This window comes from Campylobacter coli, from assembly GCA_039516895.1.
Classification (GTDB): Bacteria; Campylobacterota; Campylobacteria; order Campylobacterales; family Campylobacteraceae; genus Campylobacter_D; species Campylobacter_D coli_B.
Window position 1 is genome coordinate 1,702,001 of the sequence record CP154437.1, and the last position, 24,552, is coordinate 1,726,552.

The following is a 24,552-nucleotide window of genomic DNA, read 5'->3' on the forward strand; positions in this document are numbered from 1 at the left end:
TGAAAAAGTTAATTTCACACAATCATTTAAATTTTACTTGTTTCTCCAAGATAAAGCTGTCTTGGGCGAACAATTTTTAGTGTTTCTTGTTCTTTTTGCTCTATCCATTGTGCTATCCAGCCTGGTGTACGTCCGATCACGAAAAGCGTTGCAAACATTTCATTTGGAATTCCTAGAGCTTTTAAAATTAAGCCGCTATGAAAATCTACATTTGGATAAAGATTTCTTTGTACAAAATAATCGTCTTGTAAAGCAATCTCTTCTATACGAGTTGCCACCTTAATCAAATTCGTATCAATACCCAATTCATCAATTAGTTGATCACGAAGCTTTTTAAGCACTTTGGCGCGTGGATCAAAATTTTTATAAACCCTATGTCCAAAGCCCATCAAGCGGAATGGATCGTTTTTATCTTTTGCTCTTTTAATAAATTCATCTACTCTATCAACAGTAGCTATTTCTTCAAGCATTCTAATAACACCTTCATTTGCGCCTCCGTGAGCATGTCCCCAAAGTGCTCCAATACCTGCTGAAATACATGCGTAAGGATGCGCATGAGTAGAACCTACAGCACGAACAGTAGAAGTAGAGGCATTTTGCTCATGATCAGCATGAAGCATAAATACAGTATCGAGTGCTTTTACTTCTATAGGTTTAAGTTCAACATGATCATAAGGATAAGTTCTTAACATATATAAAAAGTTCTCAGTAAATCCACGATCCAAATTTGGATAAGCCATAGGAAAACCATTTTTATAACGATAAGCAGCAGCCACTATGGTAGGAATTTTTGCCACAACTCTAGCTGCCATTTCCATGTATTCTTCTCTAACATTCATATTTAAATGATCAGGATAAAAAGCACTAAGTGATGAAACAGCACCTTGTAAAACTGCCATAGGATGAGCATTATCAGGGAAAGAATCAAAAAGACGATGCATACCCTCATGTATATAAGAGCGTTTTTTCAGCTCATATCTAAAAGCTTCGAGTCTTTCGCTACTTGGAAGTTCTTTATAAAGTAAAAGATGGACTACATCTAAAAAAAGTTTATTTTCAGCAAGCCACTCTATAGGATAACCACGGTGCATTAAAACACCCTCTTCACCATCAATATAAGTAATTTTTGATTTACAAGTAGCTGTAGAAGTTAAACCCTCATCATAAGAAAACATTCCTGTTTGTTTATAAAAACTACCCATATCCACAACACTTGGACCAGTAGTACCATCATATATAGGGAATTCATAGCTTTTACCATTTCTATTGTCAGTTACAGTAACAGAATTTGACATTTTTGCTCCTTTTTTAATCTTTACTTTTACTAATTCTAGCTAAAAAAGGCGATTTTCAACTTTTTCGTTATCAAGAATTTAAAAATTCATTAACCTTTTTGAGTAAAAAAGTAACCTGTGGTATTTAGATTACTTTTTAATATTTGAAATAAATTTAATCGCACTCATCACAACAATAGCTTCAAATAGAGCCGTTAAAATTAGTGCCGAATAAAGTTCTTCACTGATAACTTTTCCTGAGTATCCTAGCGTAGCTGTAGCAATAAGAAGAGTTAAAGGCATAGAATGACTTAGTCCAAATAAAATCATATTTTGAAAACCAATTTTTTTCCAAAAAACACTGGCACATAAAATTCTCAAACCCACCATTACAAACATAAGTAAAATTGCATCAAGTACGATTTCGTATTCCAAAATCATTTTAAGATCAAAAGTAGTTCCTATATGGATGAAAAAAATTGGGATTAAAAAGCCGTGTCCAAAACTAGAAAGTTTATGCTCTAAATCCTTTTTATGATCAAAAAAGGTTGCGATAAACGAGCCTGCGATAAAAGAACCTAAAACAATTTCAAGTTTTGTAATAATCATAGCCACAATAATCAAAATAAAAATTGCCATACAAAATCTTATATCTTTTTCATTTTTGTCTTCCCAAGGCATCAGTACGACTTTAAGTTGGGGATACCACCAAAAAAGTACGCCCAAAATTTTAAAACTAAGCAAACAAAGACCCAAAAATATATTAAGATATAAAATGCTTTGTACTACATCAATAATATTCGTTCCCTCGCGTAAAAAAGCTCCAGCTATAGTTAAAAGCACTATGGAAACAACCTCAGCTAATGTTGCTACTATCATAGCTGTATTAAGCCAGTAACACTCTTTACCAAAGTCTTTATAAAGCAAGGATAAAAGCCCCACACTCATAACCGGAATAATCAAAACAAACACGAAAGAAAGTTCAAAAATCCATACTATAGCAGATGAAAAAGAATAAAGCAAAATGATATAAAAAAAGCTTTTTTTGGCAACTTCTTTGTCCATATTAAAAAAAGCGCGTAAATTGACTTCCATACCCGCTATAAACATAAGATAATAAAAACCCACATTAGCTAAAATAGTAAAATTTTCACTCTTGCCTATGAAACCAAAATACGCTATAAGTGCCCCTAAAATAATTTCAGTAGCTGAAATCGGCAAGCGCAAAATTTTAGCTATATGTGGAGAAAATAGTAAACATAAAGCTATAACAATAAGAATTTGTAAATCGATTAAACCCTGTGAATCAATGACACTCGGATGCAAAAGTAAATCCCATCTCTTTAAGTTTTACTATATCACGACTTGGCTCTTCGCCTTTTGTAGTGAGATAATCTCCTATTACAATAGCACCCGCGCCTGCTTTAAAAATTTCATATTGTCTTTCTTGCAATACCACCTCACGACCTCCTGCTACCATAACTACAGTATCAGGTAAAGCTTCTTTAGTATCGCTTATAATTTTTAAAGCCTCATCAGCACTTAATTTTGGGACTTGCAATTTTAAATTTTCATTTGCAATGAAAAAATTAATAGGCGTTGAAAAAGGTTGCAATTCTTGCAATGATTTTCTCAAGCTTATCCTATCCTCTTCGCTTTCCCCCATACCATAAATTCCACCACAACAAAGCATAAGCCCTGCTTCTTTAGCGTTTAAATTGGTTTGAAATCTACTTTCCCAAGTATGAGTGGTGCAAATTTGTGGAAAAAATTCTTTTGAAGCTTCAAGATTGTGATTATAAGAGAAAATTCCTGCTTTTTTAAGCTCTTTTAATTGCTCCACACTTGCCATACCATTACAGGCTATAAGAAGTAAATTGGGTACTTCTTTTTGCACTGCATGTGCTGCTTTGCAAACATATTCGAGTTTTTCATCATCAAGACCAAGCCCTGCCGTAACCAAACAAAAACCCAAAGCTTCATTTTTCTTAGCTATCTTAGCCTCTAAAACAATTTGTGAAATTTCTTTTTGACGATATTTTTGTATATTTGTTTTTACATAAGCACTTTGGGTGCAGTATTTACAATCTTCAGAACAATTTCCACTTGCTATATTTGAAATAGCACAAAGCATAACTTTCATAATCAATCCTTTATTTCTTTTTTAATTTTACATTTTAAACATTCTAAGAATATACCCTTTTTTAACTCTTTTATCACCAAATTCTCTCCACACTCTTCACATTTTTCATCGCTTGGTTTATATTTGCTTATAAAATTACATTTTGGATAAGCGCTACAACCATAAAATTTACCGCGTTTTGAAAGGCGCTCCACTATCTCACCCTCTTTGCAACTTGGACAAGTAATGCCTATACCCTTTGCTTTAGCCTTGCTAGCACTTACTTCAGCTTCATTCTTGCTTTCATTTTTTAAATTTCTTGAATACTTGCATTTTGGAAAATTTAAACAAGCTACAAATTCTCCAAAACGCCCTCTTCTAATCGCAAGCTCACCACCACAATCAGGGCAATTTTCACCCAATTTAGTCACTGTTTTTTGGCTTGCAATTTTTGTTTTTCCTTCTTCAACCTTTCTCATAAAAGGATAGTAAAATTCTTTTAAAGTTTCTTGCCAATTGGCTTTATCTTCTGCGATCTCATCTAAAGTATTTTCAAGATTTGAAGTAAATTTGCTATCTACTATATCGCTAAAATTTTTTTCAAGCACTTCAGTTACGCTAAAAGCAACTTCACTAGGAATGAGTTGTTTTTTATCGATTTTTACATAATCACGGCTTGTAAGTATAGAAATAGTCGGTGCATAGGTTGAAGGACGACCTATACCTAAGCTTTCAAGTTTTTTCACAAGTCCAGCTTCAGAATATCTTGAAGGAGGTTCTGTAAAATGTGAATTCATTTCTAAATTTTGCACTTTTAAATTTTCACCGATTTTAAGATTTGGCAAAATTTTATCCTTATCCATATCGCCATAAACTTTATAATACCCATCAAAAAGAATTTTCCTACCACTTATCTTAAACACTGCTCTGTCATTTTTTGCAAAAACATTTTGAGTTTGAGAGATAGCAGGATTCATCTGACAAGCTAAAAAACGATTATAGATAAGCGTATAGAGCTTTAATTCATCTTTATCTAAAAATTTAGCTGCGATTTCTGGAGTAAAATTTAAATTAGTAGGGCGTATAGCTTCGTGAGCTTCTTGTGCGCCTTTAGCTTTTGTAGTATAAGCATTTGCTTTGCTTGGAAGATAGTCTTTGCCAAAATTTATCTGTATGAATTTTCTTGCATTTTCAACTGCCTCTTTGGCTAAATTCAAACTATCTGTTCTCATATAGGTAATAACCCCCATCACACCCTCATGGGTATTTACTCCTTCATAAAGCTTTTGGGCTATCATCATAGTTTTTTTAGGGTTAAATCCCAAACGATTGCTTGCGCTTTGTTGTAGAGTTGAAGTCATAAAAGGTGGAGGTGGAGCAATTTTTCTTTCTTTGCTTTCTATATCGCTTATAGCATAATTTTCATTTTTACACGCTTCAAAAACAAGCTTTGCACGATCTTTATTTGTAAGAGTAAGCTTTTCTATCTTTGCTTTATCAAATTCGACAAGCTCTGCATCTAAATCTTTTTGAAAAGTCATATCTATACTAAAATATTCTAAAGGAACAAAAGCACGAATTTCTTTCTCACGATCAACGATAATCTTTAAAGCTGCACTTTGAACACGACCCGCGCTTAAGCCTCTTTGAATTTTTTGTCCTAGTAAAGGACTTAATTTATACCCTACAATACGATCTAACAAACGCCTAGTTTGCTGAGCATTGACAGAATTCATATCCAGTTTTCTAGGATTTTTTAAAGCATTTTCGATAGCATTTTTAGTGATCTCATGAAAAACGATACGCGGTAAAACATTTTCATCTTTACCTATAGCTTTTGCGATATGATAAGCTATAGCCTCACCCTCTCTATCCTCATCGGTTGCTAAATAAATCTCTTTTGCTCTCTTTGCTTTTTCCTTAAGCTCTTTAACCAAAGCGCTATGATCACTTGTAATTCTATACTCGGGGATAAATTCATCGTTTTCTATTTTTATACCAAAACTTGATTTAGGCAAATCCCTTATATGTCCTTTAGAAGCTATGACCTCATATTCTTTACCTAGAAAATTGCCTATAGTTTTTGCTTTTGCAGGAGATTCGACTATAATCAAATTTTTTTTCATTTATCACTACCTTTATAAATTTCATCTTCTTGTTATCTAAAAATACTATCAATAATTAAAGATAAATAATTCCTATAAAAAATTAAAAGCTGAATTTAGCTAAAAATTTTTGAAATTCTACTTATAGTGAAAGATATTTTACCCATACAGATGAAAAATGGAAGGTATAAATTACAAATAGAAGTAACTTTAAATACAAAAGAAAATTTTTGGAGTATAATAAAACCAAAAAAGGTCCACATATGAAGAAAAAATCTTATAAATTTCACCCCAATGATACAAAATTAGATAAAAAAATGGTTGAGATCACGGAAAAATCAGGCTTTAAAATCGCGGTATTTTCAATGGCGGCAATGACTATGCTAGGAAGTGTGGTAATCTCATCAGCACTACCTGCAATCAATAGACATTTTGAAGATATTTTAATCCAATCAGGTGCTAGCGTAGAAACAAATTTTACCTTGGCACATCTTGATATTTTAGTGCGTTTAGTATTAACCCTACCTGCTATTTTCGTTGTGATTTTATCTCCTTTTGCGGGAATTTTAATGGATAAGTTGGGTAAATTAAAATTTGTTTTTCCTGCGATGGTTGTTTGGACACTTGCTGGAGTAAGTGGTTTTTTCTTAAATAATATCTATGCCATACTTACTTCAAGAGCTATTTTTGGGATGGCAACGGCTTTTATAATGACAGGTGCATCGGCTTTGCTGGGGGATTATTACAGTCGTGGTGGCTTTAACCGTAGAGAAAATGCCTTAAGTCTTCAAGGCTTTTTTTGTGCGGTAGGTGGTGCAATATTTATCTCTATAGCGGGTTTTGTTTCAAGTTATTCTTGGCGCTATCCTTTTTTGGTTTATGGGCTTGGAATTTTAATCACCCTAGTAGCGATGATTTATCTTTTTGAGCCAAGAAAATTTAAATTTTACAATCATACAAAGATAGAAGAAAAAACCAATTACTGGAAATTTTTTCCTATTTATTTTATAGGATTTTTTATCATGGTGGTTTATTATATTTCTCCTACACAACTTCCTTATTATATAGAAGAGCATCTAGGCTTAGATCCCAAATTTATAGGAATCTCAATGTCGATCTCTGCGCTTTGTTATGGTATTTTTTCTCTAAGTTATAAATATATCATGCGTTTTTTAAGCATTAAAACGATTTATGTTGCTACTTTATTTATCGTGGGTTGTTCTTTTTTAATACTCTTTTTGATTGATGATTTTATCGCTGTTTTATTTGCCTTAGCCTTGCTTGGAATGGGCGGAGGCATCATGCTTGTAAATAACACCGCTTATCTTTTTTCAATCTGTCCTGAAAATGCACGAGCTAGAGCTTATGGAATTTTAGCTAGCTGTATATTTTTAGGGCAATTTTTAAGTCCGATTATCTCTCAGCCTATAGTAAGACAATTAGGGCTTGTTGATGCTTTTTTGATATGGGCTATTTTAAATTTTGTAGTTTGTATCGTATTTCTATTTTTAAAACAAAGATAAAAATTGTTTTTATAGTAAGAGTATAAAACACAAGGAGCTATCTCCTTGTGTTAAAGATTTACAAACCTATTGCATTTAAGGTTTGGTATTTGTTCATATAAATTTGAGCTTCAATTTTTCTCATTGTGTCCAATGCAACTTGAACTACAATCAATACTGAAGTGCCTCCAAAATTAAAAGGCACACCCATAAACTTAACCAAAACCCAAGGCAAGGTTGCTACAAGTCCTAAATAAATAGAACCCGATAAAGTAAGACGAGAAGCTACTTCATTAAGATAATTTGCTGTCCCTTCGCCTGGACGAATTCCAGGGATAAAACCTCCTTGTTTTTTAAGATTTTCCGCTATATCCTTAGCATTAAATACTATAGAAGCATAAAAATACGCAAAGAAAATCACAAACAAGAAAGTCAAAACATGAAATAGATAACCATTTGGATTCAAAAAGTCATTGATAGCTTGCAAATACGGATTTGTACTTGTTTGCAAAATAGTCGTAGGAAACATTAAAATTGCACTTGCAAAAATTGGCGGAATAACTCCACTTAAATTGATTTTAATTGGAATATAATTCATAATACGCTTATTTTGATTTTGCATTACTACTTTACGCGAGTAAGAAATAGGAATTCTTCTTTCTCCAAGCTCTACATATATAATCACACCGATAGTGATTAAAATCAAAGCAAGGATAACAAAAGCGGTTAAGAAATTCATTTCGCCTGAATTAATCTGTCCTACTGTACCCGAAATAGCTCTTGGAATTCCTGAAACAATACCTGCAAAAATAATCAAAGAAATACCATTTCCTATACCTCTTTGTGTGATTTGTTCCCCTATCCACATCAAAAGCATAGTTCCTGCAAGCATAGAAATTGCACAAAGCGCAATAAACATATTTAAATTTTCTATCATTATAGCGCCTGCTCCACCTCTTCCGTGTAAGCTTTGAAGCCCTATAGCCACACCGATACTTTGAACTAAAGTGATTACTATAGTTGCATAACGGATAATTTGCATATATTTTTGCATACCATCGCGTTCTTTTTTCATTTTACCGATATTTGGGAAAGTAGCTGCTAAAAGCTCCATGATAATCGAAGCAGTAATATAAGGCATAATACCTAAAGAGATGATAGAAAAGCGTTCTGCCGCCCCACCACTAAAAACATTAAATAAACCCAAAGCATTGTTTTGATTATCGTTAAAAAATTCTGCAATCACATCAGCATTGACGCCAGGAACTGGCACATAAGCCAGAACCCTATAAGCAAACAAGAAAGCTAAGGTGATTAAAATCTTATTCGTCAATGCCCTATTCATTATTTTGATCCGGTGACGCTGATATTCTCGTCTTTAATTTTTGATGCTAAGTCTTTTGCGCTTGCACCAATTAATTTAATTTTAGTAACAGACTTTGAAATTTTATGAACGCTTTTGATGCTTTCAATTGTAATTTCATTAAGTTCTTTTACGGCTGTGATTTTTTCAACATTAATCACATAAGGTTTTGCAATTTTAGAAGTAAAACCAACTTTTGGTAATCTTCTTTGAAGAGGTTGCTGACCTCCTTCAAAACCTCTTTTTTCATTATAACCCTTTCTAGCGGTTTGACCTTTGCCCCCTTTAGTGGCGGTTTTACCCATTCCACTTCCTTGGCCACGGCCTATTCTTTTGGTTTTATGCGTTGATCCCGCTGCTTTTGTCAAATTCATCTTCTTATCCTTTTAGCATTGTTAAAGCTTTGATTGTAGCACGAACCACGTTAGCTGAGTTATTTGAACCTAAAGACTTAGTTAAGATATCTTTAATACCCGCAAGCTCTACGATAGGACGAGTAGAACCACCCGCGATAACTCCTGTACCTTCGCTAGCTGGTTTAAGTAAAATTCTACTTGCGTTGTATTTTACTTCAACATCATGAGCAATAGTTGATCCTTTAGTTTTCACTTCAACGATATTTTTAAATGCATCATCAACTGCTTTGCGAATAGCATCAGGAACTTCTTTAGCCTTGCCATAACCAACACCTACTAAACCTTTGCGGTTTCCAACAATAACTAAAGCAGTAAATCTAAATCTTCTACCACCTTTAACAACCTTAGTAACTCTGCCGATATCGACGATTACTTCTTCAAATTCTTCTCTATTATATTTTTCCATCGATTTACCCCTTATAGCCTAATACCATTTTCTCTTAAAGATTCAGCTAATGCTGCAATTACTCCGTGATATACATAACCATTTCTATCAAACACAGCTTGTTCTATTTGTTTAGCTTTTAACACTTTAGCAAATTCAGCAGCGATTTTTTTAGCACCTTCTTTGTTTGCTTTAACGCCAAGTTTGCGTCCATCTACTGCTGCTAAAGTTACAGCTTTAACATCATCAATCGCTTGGATATAAAGAGTTCTATTTGATTTAAAAACAGAAATTCTTGGGAAGCTTTCACATCCTGAAATTTTTGCTCTAATTCTTTTTTTTCTTTTAATTCTTAAAATTAGTTTTCTTTTTAGTACATTTGCTCTCATTGCCTATCCTTACTTTTTAGATGTCTTACCAGCTTTGCGGATAATGCGTTCATCAGAATACTTAACGCCTTTTCCTTTATATGGCTCAGGTGGTCTAAATTCACGAATTTGAGCAGCAACTTGTCCTACTACTTGCTTATCACTTCCTTTAATGATAACATTGTTTTTATCTACAGTGATTTCAATTCCTTCTGGAATATCATAGTTGATAGGATGTGAAAAACCGAGGCTTAATTCTAAAACTTTACCTTTTAAAGCAGCTTTATAACCCACTCCGTTGATTTCAAGAGTTTTTGAAAAACCTTGAGTTAAGCCTACAACGATATTGTAAGCTAAAGCTCTATAAGTTCCCCAATATGCTCTACTTTGTCTGTCTTCACCTTTAGGAGAAAAAAGAATGTTATTATCTTTAATCTCAACATTTACATTCGCTTTTGTATCAAGCTCTTTTGCTAAATTTCCTTTTTTAAATTTAAGCAAATTTCCTTCTAATTTAACCTCTACTCCACTAGGGATAGCGATTGGTTGTTTACCTATACGAGACATATTTTTCCTTTTTATTTGTCTAGGATATTTCTACTTTTTTAAAAGAATGGATACCCAATGCCATAAAAAGCAGATTTTTACCAAATGGTACATAAAATTTCGCCGCCAACACCCGCTTTATAAGCTTCATCGTTTGCTAAAACGCCACGACTTGTGCTAACTACGATAGTACCATAACCGTTTTTAAATCTTTTAATTTCTTCTTTACCCTTATAAACACGACGACCTGGTTTAGAAACTCTTTTAAGTTCATTGATAACGCTTTTACCTTTTTCGTCATATTTTAAAACTACATTGATAAATTTCTTTTTATCTTCTTCGATAACATTGAAACTTTCAATATATCCTTTAGCTTGAAAAATTCCAACTAAAGCTTCAACAACTTTAGAATGCAAAAGCTTGGTTGTTTCAAGCTTTCTCATTCCGGCATTGCGAATTCTTGTTAGTGAATCTGAAATTATATCATTTATCATTTTATTTCCTTACCAGCTTGCTTTTTTAAGACCTGGAATCAAGCCTTCATTGCCCATTTTTCTTAGGCAAACTCTACAAATTCCAAAATCTCTATAAACCGAATGCGGACGCCCACAAATTTGGCATCTTGTATAGCCTCTTACTTTAAATTTAGGTTTGCGTGCCGCTTTTGCAATCATTGATTTTTTAGCCATCTTACTTTCCTTTTGTAAATGGCACACCGATAAGTTCTAATAACTTTTGTGCCTCTTTATCGTTTTGTGCTGTTGTAACTATAGAAATGTTCATACCATGAGTTCTTAAAATTTTATCATACTCAACTTCTGGGAACATCAACTGCTCATCAAGTCCGAAATTGTAGTTTCCTCTTCCATCAAAACCATCTCTACTTAAACCTCTAAAGTCTTTCACTCTTGGTAAAGCAATAGAAATTAATTTATCAAGAAAAGCAAACATATTTTCTTTTCTTAAAGTTACCATTACACCTACAGGAAAACCTTCACGCACTTTAAATCCTGCAACTGATTTTTTAGCTTTGGTGATCACAGCTTTTTGTCCTGCTATCAAAGAAATAGTATCTGCAACATTTTGCAATACTTTTTGATCTTTAGCAAGCTCACCCGCACCTACGCTAATAACGATTTTTTCTATCGCAGGGATAAGCATAGGATTTTTAATATCAAATTCTTTTACCAAAGCAGGTTTGATGCTTTGATCGTATTTTTCTTTCAATCTCATCGTCGCTTACTCCTGAACTTTTGCCACATTAGAAATATCCATTGGCATTTCTTTATTGATAAAACCACCATTTGGATTTTTTTCACTAGGTTTTATAGCTTTTTTAGCAATCTTACATCCCTCAACAACCACTTTAAGTGTTTTTGGATATACTGCTAACACTTTACCTGTCTTGCCTTTGTCATCACCTGTGATAACCTTAACGCTATCACCTTTTTTAATCTTTAATTTAACCGCCATTATAATACCTCCGGTGCTAGTGAAACAATTTTCATAAAGCCACCATATCTAACTTCTCTACCCACTGGCCCAAAGATACGAGTTCCGATAGGCTCTCTTTTGTTATCAAGAATAACCGCAGCATTTTCATCAAAACGAATTAAAGAACCATTATCTCTATGAATTTCTTTTTTAGTTCTAACAATAACTGCTTTTACTACTTGACCTTTTTTTACCTTACCATTTGGTAAAGCTTTTTTTACAGATGCAACAATTACATCGCCTACAGTAGCATATCTTCTTTTACTACCACCTAAAACTTTAATACACATTAATTCTTTTGCACCGCTATTATCAGCAACTGCAAGTCTTGTAAAACTTTGAATCATTACTCAACTCCTGTAGCTAATACAGATTTTAAGCGAAATGATTTTCTTTTAGAAAGTGGTCTGCATTCAACCGCTACAACGGTATCTCCCACTTTAACTTCATTTCTCTCATCATGAATTAGATATTTTTTAAAGCGTTTAACAATTTTTCTATATCTTGGATGAACCACTTTTCTTTCAACCAAAATACTCGCTGTTTTCTCACCTGCGATTTTCACAACAACGCCTTGTATTTCTCTTTTAAATGCCATTTTTTATCCTTATTTTAAAGCGTTAATTGCTGTATTGATTCTAGCAATGTCTTTTCTAACTTCGCTAATCTCTTTTGGATTAGTAAGTTGCATTGTTTTTAGCTTTTGTTTTAAAGTGAATAAAAGCACCTTTTTTTCTTTTAGCATTGTTGCAAGCTCAGCTGCTGTTTTGTCTTTAATCTCAGTATATTTCATTTTGGCTCTCTCTTGTAACAAACTTAGTTTTAAATGGTAGTTTATGCATAGCCAAAGTCAATGCTTCTCTAGCCATTTCTTCGCTCACACCTGCCATTTCATAAATAATACGACCTGGCTTGATATTCATTACCCATTCCTCAACTGCACCTTTACCTTTACCCATACGAGTTTCTAAAGGTTTTTTAGTTAAAGGTTTATCTGGAAAAACTCTAATCCAAGTTTTACCTTGTCTTTTAACAAAACGAGTTAATGCGATACGAGCTGCTTCAATTTGGCGTGAATTAATGCGTCCTGCTTCAGTTGCTTTTAATGCAAATTCACCAAAAGTAAATTCAGTTCCGCGATTAGCATAACCTCTGTTACGCCCTTTCATCATTTTGCGATATTTAGTTCTTTTTGGCATTAACATGATTATTTACTCCTTCTTGTGCGTCTTTGCTTTTTAGCTGGAGCACTTTCTTCTGTTTTTTCAGCTTGTAAGCCTTTTTGCAATACTTCACCTTTGAAGATCCAAACTTTAACACCTATGTTTCCATAAGTAGTTCTAGCCTCTGCAAAACCGTAATCGATTTTTGCTCTTAAAGTATGAAGTGGCACACGACCTTCAAGATACCATTCAGTTCTTGCCATTTCAGCACCGCCTAAACGACCAGAAACTGAAACTTTAATCCCCTTAGCACCTGCTTTTTGCGCACCTTGAATTACTTTTTTCATTGCTCTTCTAAAAGCGATTCTTTTTTCAAGTTGAGTTGCAACGCTTTCAGCAGCAAGTTGAGCTGAAGCACCCGCTTTTCTTTCTTCTTTGATGTTGATATTTACATCTTTGCCGATTAAATCTTGTAGTTCTTTTCTTAAATTATCAACATCACTACCTTTTTTACCAATGATAATACCTGGTCTTGCAGCTACAACAGTTACGCGAAGCTTTTTAGCAGTTCTTTCTACTAAAATTTGGCTGATTCCCGCATAATAAAGTTTTCTTTTTAAGAAAGCTCTGATTTTGTAATCTTCACCGATATTTTCCACTAAATTTGCTTTAGTTGGAAACCATCTTGATTCCCAGTTTCTATTAATTCCTAGTCTTAGACCGATTGGATTTACTTTTTGTCCCATTAGCTTTCCTTTTCTGCCGTTACTTTTTTAGTACTTGTTTTTTTAACAGGAGTTTTTTTAGCTACTGCTTTTTTTGCTTCAGTTTTAACTTCCATTTTTGCTACTTCTACTAAGATGTGTGAAGTAGGTTTTCTGATACGGCTTGCACTTCCTCTAGCACGCGGTCTAAATCTTTTTAATACAGCACCAGCATCTACACGGCAACTTTTTACCACTACTTCATTTGCTTCAAAACCGCCATTTGCTACTGCACTTGAAATTGCATTAGCTATATATTTAGCACCCTTGTTTGGCATAAATTTTAAACTAGCCATAGCTAATTCTGCATTCATCCCCTGAACTTCTCTAGCAATCAATCTTGCTTTAGTTGGAGATAATCTTATGAATTTAATTAATGCTTTACTCATATCTTATCCCTTACTTACCAATTTTCTTTTGCACAGAACCTTTATGGCCTTTAAATGTGCGTGTTGGAGCAAATTCTCCAAGTTTATAACCGATATGATTTTCAGTGATATAAACGGGAATAAAACTTTTGCCATTGTGAACATTGAAAGTTAAACCTATCATATCAGGAATGATAGTACTTCTTCTAGACCAAGTTTTAATAGGTTTATTATCATTAGCCTTTTTAGCAGCGATGACTTTTTTCATTACATGATCATCAACAAAAGGACCTTTTTTTAGTGATCTAGCCATCTTACTTTCCTTTTCTTCTTGAAATTATTAGCTTATCGCTAGCTTTTTTACGACGCGTTTTCGCACCTTTGGTTGGTTTACCCCATGGAGTTACTGGATGACGGCCTGAATTTTTCTTACCTTCACCCCCACCGTGCGGGTGATCTACTGGGTTCATTGCAGAACCACGAGTTTGTGGGCGGATACCTCTGTGGCGATTTCTACCTGCTTTACCGATAGTCACATTTGCCCATTCTTCGTTACCTACTTCACCTATGCTTGCCATACATTCAGCTAGAACTTGTCTCATTTCACCGCTTGCAAGTCTTAAGATAACATATTTTTCTTCTTTACCCATAAGTTGCGCATAAGCTCCTGCTGAGCGGATCATTTGACCGCCTTTGCCTGGCTTTAACTCAACATTATGAACAATAGTACCCACAGGAATGTTTTTAAGTTTCATTGCATTACCTGGTTTTATATCAAGTCCGCTTTCAGCAGCTGCAACGATATCACCAACACTTAGTCCGCGTGGTTGAAGAATATATCTTTTTTCACCATCTTTGTAAGAAATCAAAGCAATTCTACAATTTCTATATGGATCGTATTCGATCGCTTCTACTTTTCCTTCTATGCCAAATTTGCGGCGTTTAAAATCGATAATTCTGTAAAGTTTTTTCGCTCCTGCTTCTTTATGACGACTTGTAATTCTTCCGTAGCTATTACGTCCTGCGTGTGCTGGAAGTTTTACAAGTAAAGAGCGTACACTTGGTTTTGCTGTAATATCTTCAGAACTTAAACCTGTAATATATCTTCTACTTGGAGTATATGGTTTATAAGTTTTAATTGCCATCTTAAGCCTCCATACTTTCTAAGCTAACACCTTCTGGTAGCTTAACATAGAATTTTTTATAGTCATTTCTTTGTCCCAAACGACCTCTAAAGCGTTTTACTTTTCCATCCATTCTTAAAGAATTGATGCTTTGTGGAGTTACACCAAAATATTCTTTTAAAACTGCTTTTAAGCCTGTTTTAGTCATTTTTGGTGAAGTTTGGATAACTACGACACCTTGTTCTTGTAAATTTAAACTTTTTTCAGTATAAAGTATTGTTTTAATATCAGTAATATCTGCCATAATTATCCCTCTTTTGTAATAGATTCTAACGCTGATTTTTCAATGATTACAGCATTAAATACGGATATCAAATAAGCATTAACTTCGCTTATATCAACTACATAACAGTTTGCTAAATTTCTATAAGCTAGAAGTGTTTTTTCATCTAGTAAATCTTTAACAATCAAAGCATCTTTAACACCAAGTTTTTTAATCACTGCATTTGCATCTTTGGTTTTACCGCTTTCAATAGCTAAAGAATCTGCTGTAAAAAGTGCACCCTTAGCTGCTTTATCAGCTAAAGCTCTTTCAAGCGCTAATCTTTTTTGCTTTTTATTTACTTTTTGATAATAATTTCTTTCATTTGTTGGACCAAAAGCAACCGCACCGCCTACCCAAACATTCGTTCTAGTAGAACCCGCTCTAGCGCCACCACGACCTTTTTGTCTCCAAGGTTTTTTACCACCACCGCTTACATCACTTCTACCTTTAGTATGAGCTGTATTTGCTCTAAGGCTTGCGAGATAAGATTTTACATATAAATAAAGATTGTGTGGATTTACTTCTGCATATTTTGCAGGTAATTCAAGTTCGCCTGCTTTTTCTAATTTATCATTTAAAACAACTACTTTACTCATTTTGCAATCCTTATTTTACCCATAGCACCGTTATAACCTGGAACTGCACCCTTAACTACTAAAATTTTGTTTTCAGCATCATAAGATACAACTTCGTTTTTAACAGTTACTTTAGTATTTCCATAATGTCCTGCCATTTTCATACCTGGTTGAACGCGACCTGGCCATTCTCTATTACCGATAGATCCATGGCGTCTATGAAATCTTGAACCGTGGCTTGCTGGACCCCCTGCGAAGTTATGTCTTTTCATAACACCGCTATAACCTCTACCTTTGGTATTGAAGCTTACTTTTAAAACTTTTGCTTCATTTAATGGAGTTTCATCTAAATCTCCTGCTTCAGTGTTTGCTACTTCTAAAGTCGCAAATCTGTTAAATTCTGCAGAAAGATTATATTTTTTTTGTTGTCCTGCAACACATTTATTGTTTACTTTTCCTTTTGAGTATGCAACGATAGCTTTACCATTATCAACTTCACATACTTTTGCATTCACAACTCTTAGTAAAGTGACAGCGATACTTGGATTAGCAATTGTTCTACTCATTCCTATTTTTTCTACAATATATTCCATATTTTATCCTTATTTACCCATAGCTCTTACTTCAACGCTAACTTCTGGCGCTAAATCAAGCTTAGTTAAAGAATCAACTGTATCTGGAGTCGCTGCTACTATATCTAGCATACGCGCGTGAATTCTTATCTCAAACTGCTCACGAGAATCTTTGTTAATATGTGGAGATTTTAAAACTGTATAGCGTTTGATTTTAGTAGGCATTGGTATCGGACCTCTGATATCCGCACCTGTTCTTTTGACAGCTTCTACGATTGCTGCAACTGTTCTGTCTAGTACTCGATGGTCATAAGCTTTTAGCTTAAGCCTGATTCTTTCCATAAATTTTCCTTTTAAAAGAACTCGTTAGTTTAAAACTAACCAAAAATAGAAATGTGAGTATAGTAAATTCGGCTTTTAAATGTCAAGGAAATTTTAAAAAAATATATTTATTTTCCTTTTTAAAAGGATGATAATTATATTTTGATTGTGAAATGGAAATTAAATTTAAAAACTACTAGTTGGTATTTATATTTGAATTTCAACCCTATAATTTTTAATAATGTATTTAAATAAAATCATACATAAAAGTATAATTAATAATATATATTATTGACTTTTAAAAAATCTCTTAATTTTTCATATTCGCCATTTTCAAGATAGCGATGTTTTCCTGCTTTTAGCATTCCAAGATCTAAGGCTCCAAAAGCAACGCGTTTAAGATCCATTACTTCTAAGTCAAAATGCCCAAAAAAGCGTCTAAGCTCTCTATTTTTACCCTCATTTATAATCACTCTTAGCTTTGTATATCCGCCACTTGTTCCAAAAATTTCAAAATCTAAAAAAGGAGCAAAACTCATAGAAGTAATCTTTGTTTTTGCATGTGCGCCTTTTTTTTCATTTTTAATTTCTAATCCGTTTTGCATCGCTTCTATAACTTGCTTATTGATCACACCTTTGAGTTTAAGATAATATTCTCTTTCTAAATCACTATTCATCAAAGCATGAGCAATCACAGGAGAATCTGTAAGCAAAAGCAAACCTTCGCTAGCAAAGTCAAGCCTTCCTACACTCAACCAAGTATTAAACTGCTTTGGCAGGGTATCATAGATAGTTTTTCTTCCGCGATCATCTCTTTTGCTGACAATTTCACCCTTTTGCTTGTGGTAAATAATCACGCTAAATTGCGTTTTTTTACGCAAAGCTTTACCCTTAACAAAGACTTTATCGTTTGTCTTTACTTCATCGCTTAAAAGGGCTATTTTGTTGTTTATTTTTACCAAGCCTTGCTTGATAAGCTCATCAGCTTCGCGGCGTGAATAAGGGCTATTGTGTGATATGAATTTATTGATTCTCATTTGATTTCCTGTGAAAATTTAAGGGCGAAAAACGCCCTATTTTACATTACAAAAACAGTCGGAACTATGGTTGGATATTTTTTAATCTTTCTAAAAATATGTTTTCTCAATACTTGGCGAATTTGATTTTCCAAAAATCTTGGATCATTAAGTACTTCATCTTTAACATTGACAAAAAATTGTCCTAAAACCTCTGCCATTTCTTTAGAAAAAGCATGATCTTGTTTATCTGCTACAAGTCCATAGCTAAATACTCTTGGCTTATTAATCAATGTTTTACTTGCTTTATCAAGCTGTGCGATAATGACAACTATACCACTATCTGCAAGTTTTTGACGATCGATTACCACATCATCGGCGATTTGTTTATTGATTTGATTATCCACAAAAACCTTGCCTGTTTTAACTGTTTTCACGCGTTTGATATATTTTTGACAAAGCTCTACTTGATCGCCATCGCTCATAAGATAAATATTTTTTTCAGGAATTCCGCATTTTATAGCTGTTTCTTTGTGTTTATTGATATGATTGTATTCTCCATGTACTGGCAAGAAGAATTTAGGCTTAACTAGAGTAAGCATTAATTTTTGCTCTTCTATACTTGCATGCCCGCTTACATGAATTTCGCTAAATTCTTGATATGCTACCTTAGCACCCGCTTTTAAAAGATAATCAAGCACCGCTGAAACACTCGCTTCATTGCCTGGGATAGCTTTAGCTGAAATGATGATTTGATCGCTTGGTTTTATTTTTATAAATTTATGCTCATCCGTTGCCATTCTATAAAGCGCACTCATAGTTTCGCCTTGACTTCCTGTGGTTACGATAAGCACTTCATTGTCTTTATACTTACTAACCTCATCTGCATCAATGAAAATTTTTCTATCGAGTTTAATATAACCTAATTCCATAGTGGTATAAAGATTTCTCTCCATAGAACGACCAATAACACAAACTTTTCTGCCGTATTTTAAACCATAAGTAATAGCTTGATAAACACGGTGGATGTTTGAGCTAAAAGTACTCATGATCACCCTACCCTTAGTGCGTGCAAAAATTTGATCAAAAGTCGGTCCTACAGAACTTTCGCTTTTCGTATAGCCTTCTTTGTATGAATTGGTACTATCGCTTAAAAGACACAAAACCCCTTCTTCGCCATAATGCGCTAAACGCCCCAAATCTGTTGGATAACCATCGATTGGAGTTTGATCGATCTTAAAATCTCCTGTATGGATGATAGTCCCTGCTTTAGTTTTGATAGCTAAAGCAGAAGCATCGATGATGGAGTGTGTGATGTGTATCCACTCTATATCAAATTCACCGATCTCATAAACCTTGCGTTTTTCTACAGGACGAAACCATTTTCGTTCAGCTTTTAAGCCATGCTCTTCAAATTTATTTGAAATCATTCCCAAAGCTAAAGGCGTAGCATAAATAGGGAATTGAAATTCTTTAAAGAAGTAAGGCACCGCACCGATATGATCTTCATGCGCATGAGTGATAACTATACCACGAATCTTATCTTTAATCTTTCTTACATAATCAAAATCAGGGATGATGATATCTACCCCGTGCATAGTTCCATCTGGAAAGCTCATACCAATATCGATGATAATTGCATCATTATTGGTTTCAAAAACACTGATATTTCCACCGATTTCCCCTAAGCCGCCTAGTGGAGTGATGCGAATTTTATGCTCGCTAGAATTATTGTATTTTAAAGGATGTAAGCGATTTTCATGTGAAACACGGTTTGCTTCTATACACTCTGCAAGCGCGATTTGCCAATCTTCATTTCCAGTGAGCTTAGAAGGGAGATTGCGATTTCTTTTTTTCTTTTTTTCGCTTGGTTTTTCTACATTTTCACCCTCTAAAGGTTGAGTATTTGTAGAATTTTTCTTGGTATTTATCTTTTCGTTGTTAGAAAATTCATGAGTTGAATTTTGAGAATTTTCACCGATAGAATCGGCTAATTTTTTTCTACGATTTCTGTATTTATAGCGCTTGTTGTTTTTTGAATTTGAATTAGGATTGTTTGTGTTTTCACTATTTCCTTTGTTGTTTTCGTTCATATTCTTCCTTTACTTTTTCGTAAATTTTAAGGTATGAATCGACGCAAAGTTCATGTGGGCGTAAATTTAAATTGAGTTTTAACTCTTGAAAAACCTCCGCTAATTCAGCTTTATAATTTTTTAAATTCCCTAATAGTTGCTTTCTTGGTGCTTTAAAACAATCTTTTAAAAAAGCTTTAAAAGCATGAATTTCACAGATATCCTGATAAGCTCTGAATTTAATCATTTTCATTACTGCTGATACTACTTTTGGCGGCGGATTAAAACATTCAGGTTCTACATCAAATAGTATTTCTCGCTCACAAATCATAGCGCTTAAAACTCCTAGAGCTGAAAAATCACTTTCTTCGCTATGAGCACAGAATTTCAATGCCATTTCTTTTTGAACCATTACAATCAAACCCGAGCAATTTTTGTCTTCTAAGGCTTGCAAAATCAAATGGCTTGCAACATAGTAAGGCAAATTAGCGACCAAAAAATACTTCTTTTCATCAAAATATGCAAGTTTGCTTGCATCTTGATGAAGCAAATTTAATTTTCCACATTCAAGTTCTTTTTGAAATTTCTTACGCAAAATAGGTATAAGATCATCATCTATCTCATAAGCCTTTACATGAGAAACTTTTAAAAGCTCTTGCGTCAAATCACCTAAGCCAGGCCCAATCTCTACTATATTTTCAGTATCTTTGGGTATGGCTTGGATGATTTTTGATAAAATACTTTTATCGTTTAAAAAATTTTGTCCGTAATGTTTTTTTGCTTTCATCATAATAGTTTTTTATTTTAGCTAAAAATTCTTAATTTTAAGCCTTTTTAGCTAAAATTCTTGCTAAATTATTTTTAGGATATTGTAAATGATAGTTTGCGCAGGTGGAAATGAAAATTTTTCTTTTGCCAAAGCCATAGGTATAGGCTTGATAGAATCAACCTTTCATTTAACACAGCTTTGTTTAAAAGAAAAACCTTCAAAACTTGTATTTATAGGAACATGTGGACTTTACGATAAAGGAGAAATTCTAGGAATTTATAAAAGCTCTCATGCTTGCAATATTGAATTTTCTTATATTTCTGATCAATTCTACACTCCTGCAAACACTGAAATCAAACTCAACAATCAAAATGTTTCTCGTGAAACAATCAAAATCAATTCTTCTAATTATATTTGTCAAAGTTCACAAGCAGCAAAAGAATTTGCAAAACTAGATTTTTTTGCTGAAAACATGGAAGCTTTTTCAGTTTTAAGCGTGGCTAAAAATTTAGATATAGATGCAGAATGTATTTTATGTGCGACTAATTTTTGCAATGAAAATGCTCATGAAGATTTTATAAAAAATCATCAAAAGGCAAAAGAAAAACTAGAAGAATATTTAAAAATTAATCATTATATTTAGCAATCAAAGGAAAGCAATCTTGAAAGAACTCATTAATATCTTAGACTTTTTACCTGAAGAATTGGAAGAAAAAATCAAGCCTATGTTTCGCGTGAAACAAATTTATCAATGGATATATCAAAAGTATGCAAATAATTTTTCCGATATGTCAAGTCTACCAAAAGATTTGCGTTTAGAACTTGCGCAAACTTACCATTTCGCTCCTCTTAAATGCGTTAAAAATGAACAAAGCAAAGATGGAAGTATCAAATATCTTTTTGAACTTATCGATGGCTTAAGGATAGAAAGTGTACTTTTGCCTATGAAAGAAGAACAATTTGACGATGAAGGTAAAAGAATTTCACATACAAGATATACCATTTGTGTTTCCTCTCAAGTAGGTTGTAAAAGTGGCTGTAGTTTTTGTCTTACTGCCAAAGGGGGTTTAAAAAGAAATTTGAGTGCAGGAGAGATAGTCGGACAAATTTTGTGGATCAAAAAACAAAATAATATCCCCTATGAGCGTCGTGTCAATATAGTCTATATGGGCATGGGGGAACCTCTTGACAATCTTAAAAATGTTTCCAAGGCGGTTAAAATTCTCTCTCAAAATGATGGACTTGCTATCAGCCCTCGTAGACAAACTATAAGTACAAGCGGCTTAGCAAAACAAATCAAAGAACTAGGCGAAATGAATTTAGGCGTTTTACTTGCTATCTCCCTTCACGCAGTCAATGACGAACTCCGAACCGAACTCATGCCTATAAATAAAGCTTATAATATAGCTGCGATTATGGATGCTGTGCGCGCTTTTCCTATAGATCAAAGAAAAAGAGTAATGTTTGAATATTTACTCATCGATGGCATCAACGACAAAATTGAACATGCAAAAGAGCTAGTCAAACTTTTAAATGGTATAAAAGCCAAAGTGAATTTGATACTTTTCAATCCTCATGAGGGCAGTATTTATCATCGTCCTAAACTTGAAAATGCGATCAAATTTCAAGATTTATTAAGTGCTAAAGGAGTAACTTGCACCATAAGAGAAAGCAAGGGACTTGATATTTCAGCAGCTTGTGGACAACTCAAAGAAAGGGCGAAAGAATTATGACAGCTTTAGATATTTTTCAAATCATTTTTATATTTGTCGTTGTATTGATAGGTTTTGCGGGTATGATTTGGGTGATTTCTAAAGATAAAAGTAATCGCTAATTGAATAAATCTTTTATTGAAATTTTAAGATATTTAAATTTATAAATAAAACGATGTGCGCTTTGATAAATTTAAATATCAATCAAATTATAATTTTATGATACTATACTCTTATCAAAAGTCTATTTTAAGTTAATTTTCTAATAACAAATTCCCCTTGTGTCTTTAAATTTGATTATTTTTTTGATTATTTCGAGATAAATTTTTAAACATTAATCTTTAAAATACAATAATCAAATTCCTATCTTTTATAAAATATACCTTATCTCAAAAAACCATCTCTTCGAACAAATTTTATTTTTCAAGCCATATAAAAGATACACAAATTTAAATGCTAAAATTTAGAATAGAGATTAAATTCTAAAACAAATTCATAGATTTAAAACCATTGAGCTAAAATTTATAATTTTTGAGGATTTTTCTAAAAGAAGTTTTGGAAATGGTGTCAAGGGGGAGACTTGAACTCCCGACCTCCGGCTTATGAGACCAGCGCTCTAACCAGCTGAGCTACCCTGACATAATAAATCTTTAAAGATCATTTTACAAAATGAAAATGTAATTATACTCTTTTTTACTAAAATTTTATTTAAAGCTTTTTTAGATATAATTTAATTTTTAATTAGACAGGTGTCCGAGCGGTTGAAGGAGCACGCCTGGAACGCGTGTAAAGCGCAAGCTTTCGAGGGTTCGAATCCCTTCCTGTCTGCCATTATTAAATTTAATATTAAATATTATTATTTTATTAAAATTTCTTAACTGCTTAATAATCATTAATATTTTTGGTAAAATATTATAAATTCTTTATTTATGGATCTCATAATGTTACAATCAAGATTATTTATGAATTTAAAAGGCATTGGAATATCTTTTGTACCAAGATATTTTTTTCAAACAAATTTACATAAAATTTTCAATAAAATTTTAAAATACAATGTCAAAGAATTAGAAGAAATACAAACTCGGGTTAAGTATTACAATCAAATAAATGATTTTTTTACATTAACAGAAAAGGAAAAAATAGGAAAATTTCCTTTTAAAAATACCTCTTATGCTTTTGATGCTTATGAAATTAGCAAATACTTTAACGATGATTTTTTATGGAATAAAAAATTTGGTGATATAAAATATACTTTTAAAGAGCCAACCATTTGTAAATCAAGACCTCTAGAGAATAATGCAAACAATATTTTATTAAAACTTGATAAAAATAGGCATTTTTGTTTTTTAAAAGACAATATAAATTATGAAAATAAAAGAAACATAGCAATTTTTAGAGGCGCTGCATATCAAAAACATAGAAAAGAATTTTTTCATTCTTATTTTAATAAACCATTTTGCGACTTAGAAGATACTTCAAAGCAATTGAGTCAATGGAAAAAAAACTTTTTAAGTAAAAAAGAACAAATGAAATATAAATTTATAATCTCTTTAGAAGGCAACGATGTAGCAAGCAATTTAAAATGGGTAATGAATTCCAATTCTTTAGTCTTAGCCCCAAAAATAACTTGCGAAACTTGGTTCATGGAAGGGACTTTAAAACCAAATTATCATTTTGCTTTAATTGATAACGATAACCTAGCTACGGTAATCGAATATTTTAACAACCATCCAAAAGATGCGCTAGAAATTATTAATAATGCTCATCAATATATCAAGAAATTCTTAGATAAGAAAAAAGAATTTTATATAGGGATTTTAGTTTTGACTAAATATTTTTACTATTCTGGGCAACTCGATCTTAACAAAGATGAATGTGAAAGAGAAATTTTAGAATTAATCAAATAGTTTAAATTCTTTTAACCGATTCTTATCTTCATGTCTTAAATTCTTATAGTTCTTTGCTTCTAAATCGTGATTTTAACTTTGGTTTTCAGCCAAAAAAAAGTAATATTGCGCTAGAATTTTAACACAACTCTAAGGGGCATTAGCTCAGCTGGGAGAGCACAACGCTGGCAGCGTTGGGGTCAGCGGTTCGAACCCGCTATGCTCCACCATGGTTCCGTAGCTCAGTTGGTAGAGCACTACCTTGACATGGTAGTGGTCGTTGGTTCAAGTCCAATCGGAGCCACCATTT

Annotated in this window: 33 protein-coding genes and 4 tRNA genes; 8 read left to right on the forward strand and 29 right to left on the reverse strand. The window is 33.2% G+C overall.

Features of this window, described 5'->3' with window-relative positions; translation table 11 throughout:
* Positions 1 to 26 precede the first annotated feature (26 nt).
* The 4 genes from AAID94_08705 to topA form a co-directional block, all read right to left on the reverse strand.
* Entirely contained in the window at positions 27 to 1,295 is a 1,269-nt protein-coding gene (locus AAID94_08705; protein XAK23897.1) for a citrate synthase, read from the reverse strand.
* Positions 1,296 to 1,424: 129 nt separating this feature from the next.
* Positions 1,425 to 2,600 (reverse strand): cation:proton antiporter, encoded by a 1,176-nt coding sequence (locus AAID94_08710; GenBank protein ID XAK23898.1) that lies wholly within the window; start codon positions 2,598 to 2,600, stop codon positions 1,425 to 1,427.
* Entirely contained in the window at positions 2,581 to 3,417 is an 837-nt protein-coding gene (locus AAID94_08715) for a biotin synthase (protein XAK23899.1), read from the reverse strand. Before AAID94_08715 ends, AAID94_08710 begins: the two co-directional genes overlap by 20 nt.
* A 2-nt stretch (positions 3,418 to 3,419) precedes the next feature.
* Positions 3,420 to 5,522: a type I DNA topoisomerase gene (gene topA / locus AAID94_08720; protein XAK23900.1), complete on the reverse strand. Its 2,103-nt coding sequence runs from the start codon at positions 5,520 to 5,522 to the stop codon at positions 3,420 to 3,422.
* A gap of 242 nt (positions 5,523 to 5,764) precedes the next feature.
* On the opposite strand from topA, the gene AAID94_08725 reads away from it, so the two are divergent.
* Positions 5,765 to 7,024 carry an MFS transporter gene (locus AAID94_08725; GenBank protein XAK23901.1) on the forward strand — a complete coding sequence of 420 codons (1,260 nt, stop codon included), beginning with the start codon at positions 5,765 to 5,767 and terminating at the stop codon, positions 7,022 to 7,024.
* A gap of 58 nt (positions 7,025 to 7,082) precedes the next feature.
* Here the strand turns inward: AAID94_08725 and secY are convergent, their stop codons facing one another.
* The 24 genes from secY to rsmA form a co-directional block, all read right to left on the reverse strand.
* Positions 7,083 to 8,348, reverse strand: coding sequence for a preprotein translocase subunit SecY (secY, locus tag AAID94_08730; GenBank protein XAK23902.1), 1,266 nt, complete (start codon positions 8,346 to 8,348; stop codon positions 7,083 to 7,085).
* A complete protein-coding gene (rplO, locus tag AAID94_08735; GenBank protein XAK23903.1) occupies positions 8,348 to 8,740 on the reverse strand; it encodes a 50S ribosomal protein L15 in 393 nt (130 codons plus the stop codon). Before rplO ends, secY begins: the two co-directional genes overlap by 1 nt.
* 4 nt (positions 8,741 to 8,744) lie before the next feature.
* Positions 8,745 to 9,188, reverse strand: coding sequence for a 30S ribosomal protein S5 (gene rpsE / locus AAID94_08740; protein XAK23904.1), 444 nt, complete (start codon positions 9,186 to 9,188; stop codon positions 8,745 to 8,747).
* Positions 9,189 to 9,199: 11 nt separating this feature from the next.
* The gene (rplR, locus tag AAID94_08745; GenBank protein XAK23905.1) at positions 9,200 to 9,556 is read right to left on the reverse strand and encodes a 50S ribosomal protein L18; all 357 of its coding nucleotides are present in this window, start codon (positions 9,554 to 9,556) and stop codon (positions 9,200 to 9,202) included.
* A gap of 9 nt (positions 9,557 to 9,565) precedes the next feature.
* Positions 9,566 to 10,102, reverse strand: a complete 537-nt coding sequence (gene rplF / locus AAID94_08750; protein ID XAK23906.1) for a 50S ribosomal protein L6 — start codon at positions 10,100 to 10,102, stop codon at positions 9,566 to 9,568.
* 77 nt (positions 10,103 to 10,179) lie between these two features.
* A complete protein-coding gene (rpsH, locus tag AAID94_08755) occupies positions 10,180 to 10,575 on the reverse strand; it encodes a 30S ribosomal protein S8 (GenBank protein ID XAK23907.1) in 396 nt (131 codons plus the stop codon).
* A 9-nt stretch (positions 10,576 to 10,584) separates the two neighbouring features.
* A complete protein-coding gene (locus AAID94_08760; GenBank protein XAK23908.1) occupies positions 10,585 to 10,770 on the reverse strand; it encodes a type Z 30S ribosomal protein S14 in 186 nt (61 codons plus the stop codon).
* A 1-nt stretch (position 10,771) separates the two neighbouring features.
* A complete protein-coding gene (gene rplE / locus AAID94_08765) occupies positions 10,772 to 11,314 on the reverse strand; it encodes a 50S ribosomal protein L5 (protein XAK23909.1) in 543 nt (180 codons plus the stop codon).
* Positions 11,315 to 11,320: 6 nt separating this feature from the next.
* Positions 11,321 to 11,554, reverse strand: a complete 234-nt coding sequence (gene rplX, locus AAID94_08770; GenBank protein XAK23910.1) for a 50S ribosomal protein L24 — start codon at positions 11,552 to 11,554, stop codon at positions 11,321 to 11,323.
* Positions 11,554 to 11,922, reverse strand: a complete 369-nt coding sequence (rplN, locus tag AAID94_08775; protein ID XAK23911.1) for a 50S ribosomal protein L14 — start codon at positions 11,920 to 11,922, stop codon at positions 11,554 to 11,556. Before rplN ends, rplX begins: the two co-directional genes overlap by 1 nt.
* Entirely contained in the window at positions 11,922 to 12,173 is a 252-nt protein-coding gene (gene rpsQ / locus AAID94_08780) for a 30S ribosomal protein S17 (protein XAK23912.1), read from the reverse strand. The genes rplN and rpsQ overlap by 1 nt, the downstream gene beginning before the upstream one ends.
* 9 nt (positions 12,174 to 12,182) lie before the next feature.
* On the reverse strand, positions 12,183 to 12,368 hold the full coding sequence (gene rpmC / locus AAID94_08785) for a 50S ribosomal protein L29 (GenBank protein ID XAK23913.1): 186 nt from the start codon (positions 12,366 to 12,368) through the stop codon (positions 12,183 to 12,185).
* Positions 12,355 to 12,780: a 50S ribosomal protein L16 gene (gene rplP, locus AAID94_08790; GenBank protein ID XAK23914.1), complete on the reverse strand. Its 426-nt coding sequence runs from the start codon at positions 12,778 to 12,780 to the stop codon at positions 12,355 to 12,357. The genes rpmC and rplP overlap by 14 nt, the downstream gene beginning before the upstream one ends.
* Positions 12,781 to 12,782: 2 nt before the next feature.
* Positions 12,783 to 13,484 (reverse strand): 30S ribosomal protein S3, encoded by a 702-nt coding sequence (gene rpsC, locus AAID94_08795; GenBank protein ID XAK23915.1) that lies wholly within the window; start codon positions 13,482 to 13,484, stop codon positions 12,783 to 12,785.
* Positions 13,484 to 13,891 carry a 50S ribosomal protein L22 gene (rplV, locus tag AAID94_08800; protein XAK23916.1) on the reverse strand — a complete coding sequence of 136 codons (408 nt, stop codon included), beginning with the start codon at positions 13,889 to 13,891 and terminating at the stop codon, positions 13,484 to 13,486. The genes rpsC and rplV overlap by 1 nt, the downstream gene beginning before the upstream one ends.
* Positions 13,892 to 13,901: 10 nt before the next feature.
* Positions 13,902 to 14,183, reverse strand: a complete 282-nt coding sequence (rpsS, locus tag AAID94_08805; protein ID XAK23917.1) for a 30S ribosomal protein S19 — start codon at positions 14,181 to 14,183, stop codon at positions 13,902 to 13,904.
* 1 nt (position 14,184) lies between these two features.
* Positions 14,185 to 15,015, reverse strand: coding sequence for a 50S ribosomal protein L2 (rplB, locus tag AAID94_08810; GenBank protein ID XAK23918.1), 831 nt, complete (start codon positions 15,013 to 15,015; stop codon positions 14,185 to 14,187).
* Between the two features lies 1 nt (position 15,016).
* The gene (locus AAID94_08815; protein XAK23919.1) at positions 15,017 to 15,298 is read right to left on the reverse strand and encodes a 50S ribosomal protein L23; all 282 of its coding nucleotides are present in this window, start codon (positions 15,296 to 15,298) and stop codon (positions 15,017 to 15,019) included.
* Positions 15,299 to 15,300: 2 nt separating this feature from the next.
* Positions 15,301 to 15,915 (reverse strand): 50S ribosomal protein L4, encoded by a 615-nt coding sequence (gene rplD / locus AAID94_08820; protein ID XAK23920.1) that lies wholly within the window; start codon positions 15,913 to 15,915, stop codon positions 15,301 to 15,303.
* Positions 15,912 to 16,487, reverse strand: coding sequence for a 50S ribosomal protein L3 (gene rplC / locus AAID94_08825; GenBank protein XAK23921.1), 576 nt, complete (start codon positions 16,485 to 16,487; stop codon positions 15,912 to 15,914). Before rplC ends, rplD begins: the two co-directional genes overlap by 4 nt.
* Positions 16,488 to 16,496: 9 nt before the next feature.
* The gene (gene rpsJ / locus AAID94_08830) at positions 16,497 to 16,808 is read right to left on the reverse strand and encodes a 30S ribosomal protein S10 (protein ID XAK23922.1); all 312 of its coding nucleotides are present in this window, start codon (positions 16,806 to 16,808) and stop codon (positions 16,497 to 16,499) included.
* A 254-nt stretch (positions 16,809 to 17,062) separates the two neighbouring features.
* Entirely contained in the window at positions 17,063 to 17,824 is a 762-nt protein-coding gene (locus AAID94_08835; GenBank protein XAK23923.1) for a pseudouridine synthase, read from the reverse strand.
* Positions 17,825 to 17,865: 41 nt separating this feature from the next.
* On the reverse strand, positions 17,866 to 19,896 hold the full coding sequence (locus AAID94_08840) for a ribonuclease J (GenBank protein XAK23924.1): 2,031 nt from the start codon (positions 19,894 to 19,896) through the stop codon (positions 17,866 to 17,868).
* On the reverse strand, positions 19,871 to 20,665 hold the full coding sequence (gene rsmA / locus AAID94_08845) for a 16S rRNA (adenine(1518)-N(6)/adenine(1519)-N(6))-dimethyltransferase RsmA (protein ID XAK23925.1): 795 nt from the start codon (positions 20,663 to 20,665) through the stop codon (positions 19,871 to 19,873). The genes AAID94_08840 and rsmA overlap by 26 nt, the downstream gene beginning before the upstream one ends.
* 85 nt (positions 20,666 to 20,750) lie before the next feature.
* On the opposite strand from rsmA, the gene AAID94_08850 reads away from it, so the two are divergent.
* The 3 genes from AAID94_08850 to AAID94_08860 are packed head-to-tail and all read left to right on the forward strand — an operon-like array spanning position 20,751 to position 22,478.
* Positions 20,751 to 21,287, forward strand: a complete 537-nt coding sequence (locus AAID94_08850; GenBank protein XAK23926.1) for a purine-nucleoside phosphorylase — start codon at positions 20,751 to 20,753, stop codon at positions 21,285 to 21,287.
* 19 nt (positions 21,288 to 21,306) lie between these two features.
* Positions 21,307 to 22,377: a 23S rRNA (adenine(2503)-C(2))-methyltransferase RlmN gene (gene rlmN, locus AAID94_08855; protein XAK23927.1), complete on the forward strand. Its 1,071-nt coding sequence runs from the start codon at positions 21,307 to 21,309 to the stop codon at positions 22,375 to 22,377.
* Entirely contained in the window at positions 22,374 to 22,478 is a 105-nt protein-coding gene (locus AAID94_08860) for a hypothetical protein (protein ID XAK23928.1), read from the forward strand. The genes rlmN and AAID94_08860 overlap by 4 nt, the downstream gene beginning before the upstream one ends.
* Positions 22,479 to 22,918: 440 nt before the next feature.
* Here the strand turns inward: AAID94_08860 and AAID94_08865 are convergent.
* A tRNA-Met gene (locus AAID94_08865) sits at positions 22,919 to 22,995 on the reverse strand.
* A gap of 104 nt (positions 22,996 to 23,099) precedes the next feature.
* On the opposite strand from AAID94_08865, the gene AAID94_08870 reads away from it, so the two are divergent.
* The 4 genes from AAID94_08870 to AAID94_08885 all read left to right on the forward strand — a co-directional run bounded on the left by AAID94_08870 (position 23,100) and on the right by AAID94_08885 (position 24,549).
* Positions 23,100 to 23,187, forward strand: a tRNA-Ser gene (locus tag AAID94_08870).
* A gap of 110 nt (positions 23,188 to 23,297) precedes the next feature.
* On the forward strand, positions 23,298 to 24,263 hold the full coding sequence (locus tag AAID94_08875; protein ID XAK23929.1) for a glycosyl transferase family 90: 966 nt from the start codon (positions 23,298 to 23,300) through the stop codon (positions 24,261 to 24,263).
* 133 nt (positions 24,264 to 24,396) lie between these two features.
* Positions 24,397 to 24,472 (forward strand) — tRNA-Ala (locus AAID94_08880).
* 1 nt (position 24,473) lies between these two features.
* Positions 24,474 to 24,549, forward strand: a tRNA-Val gene (locus AAID94_08885).
* Positions 24,550 to 24,552: the final 3 nt, after the last annotated feature.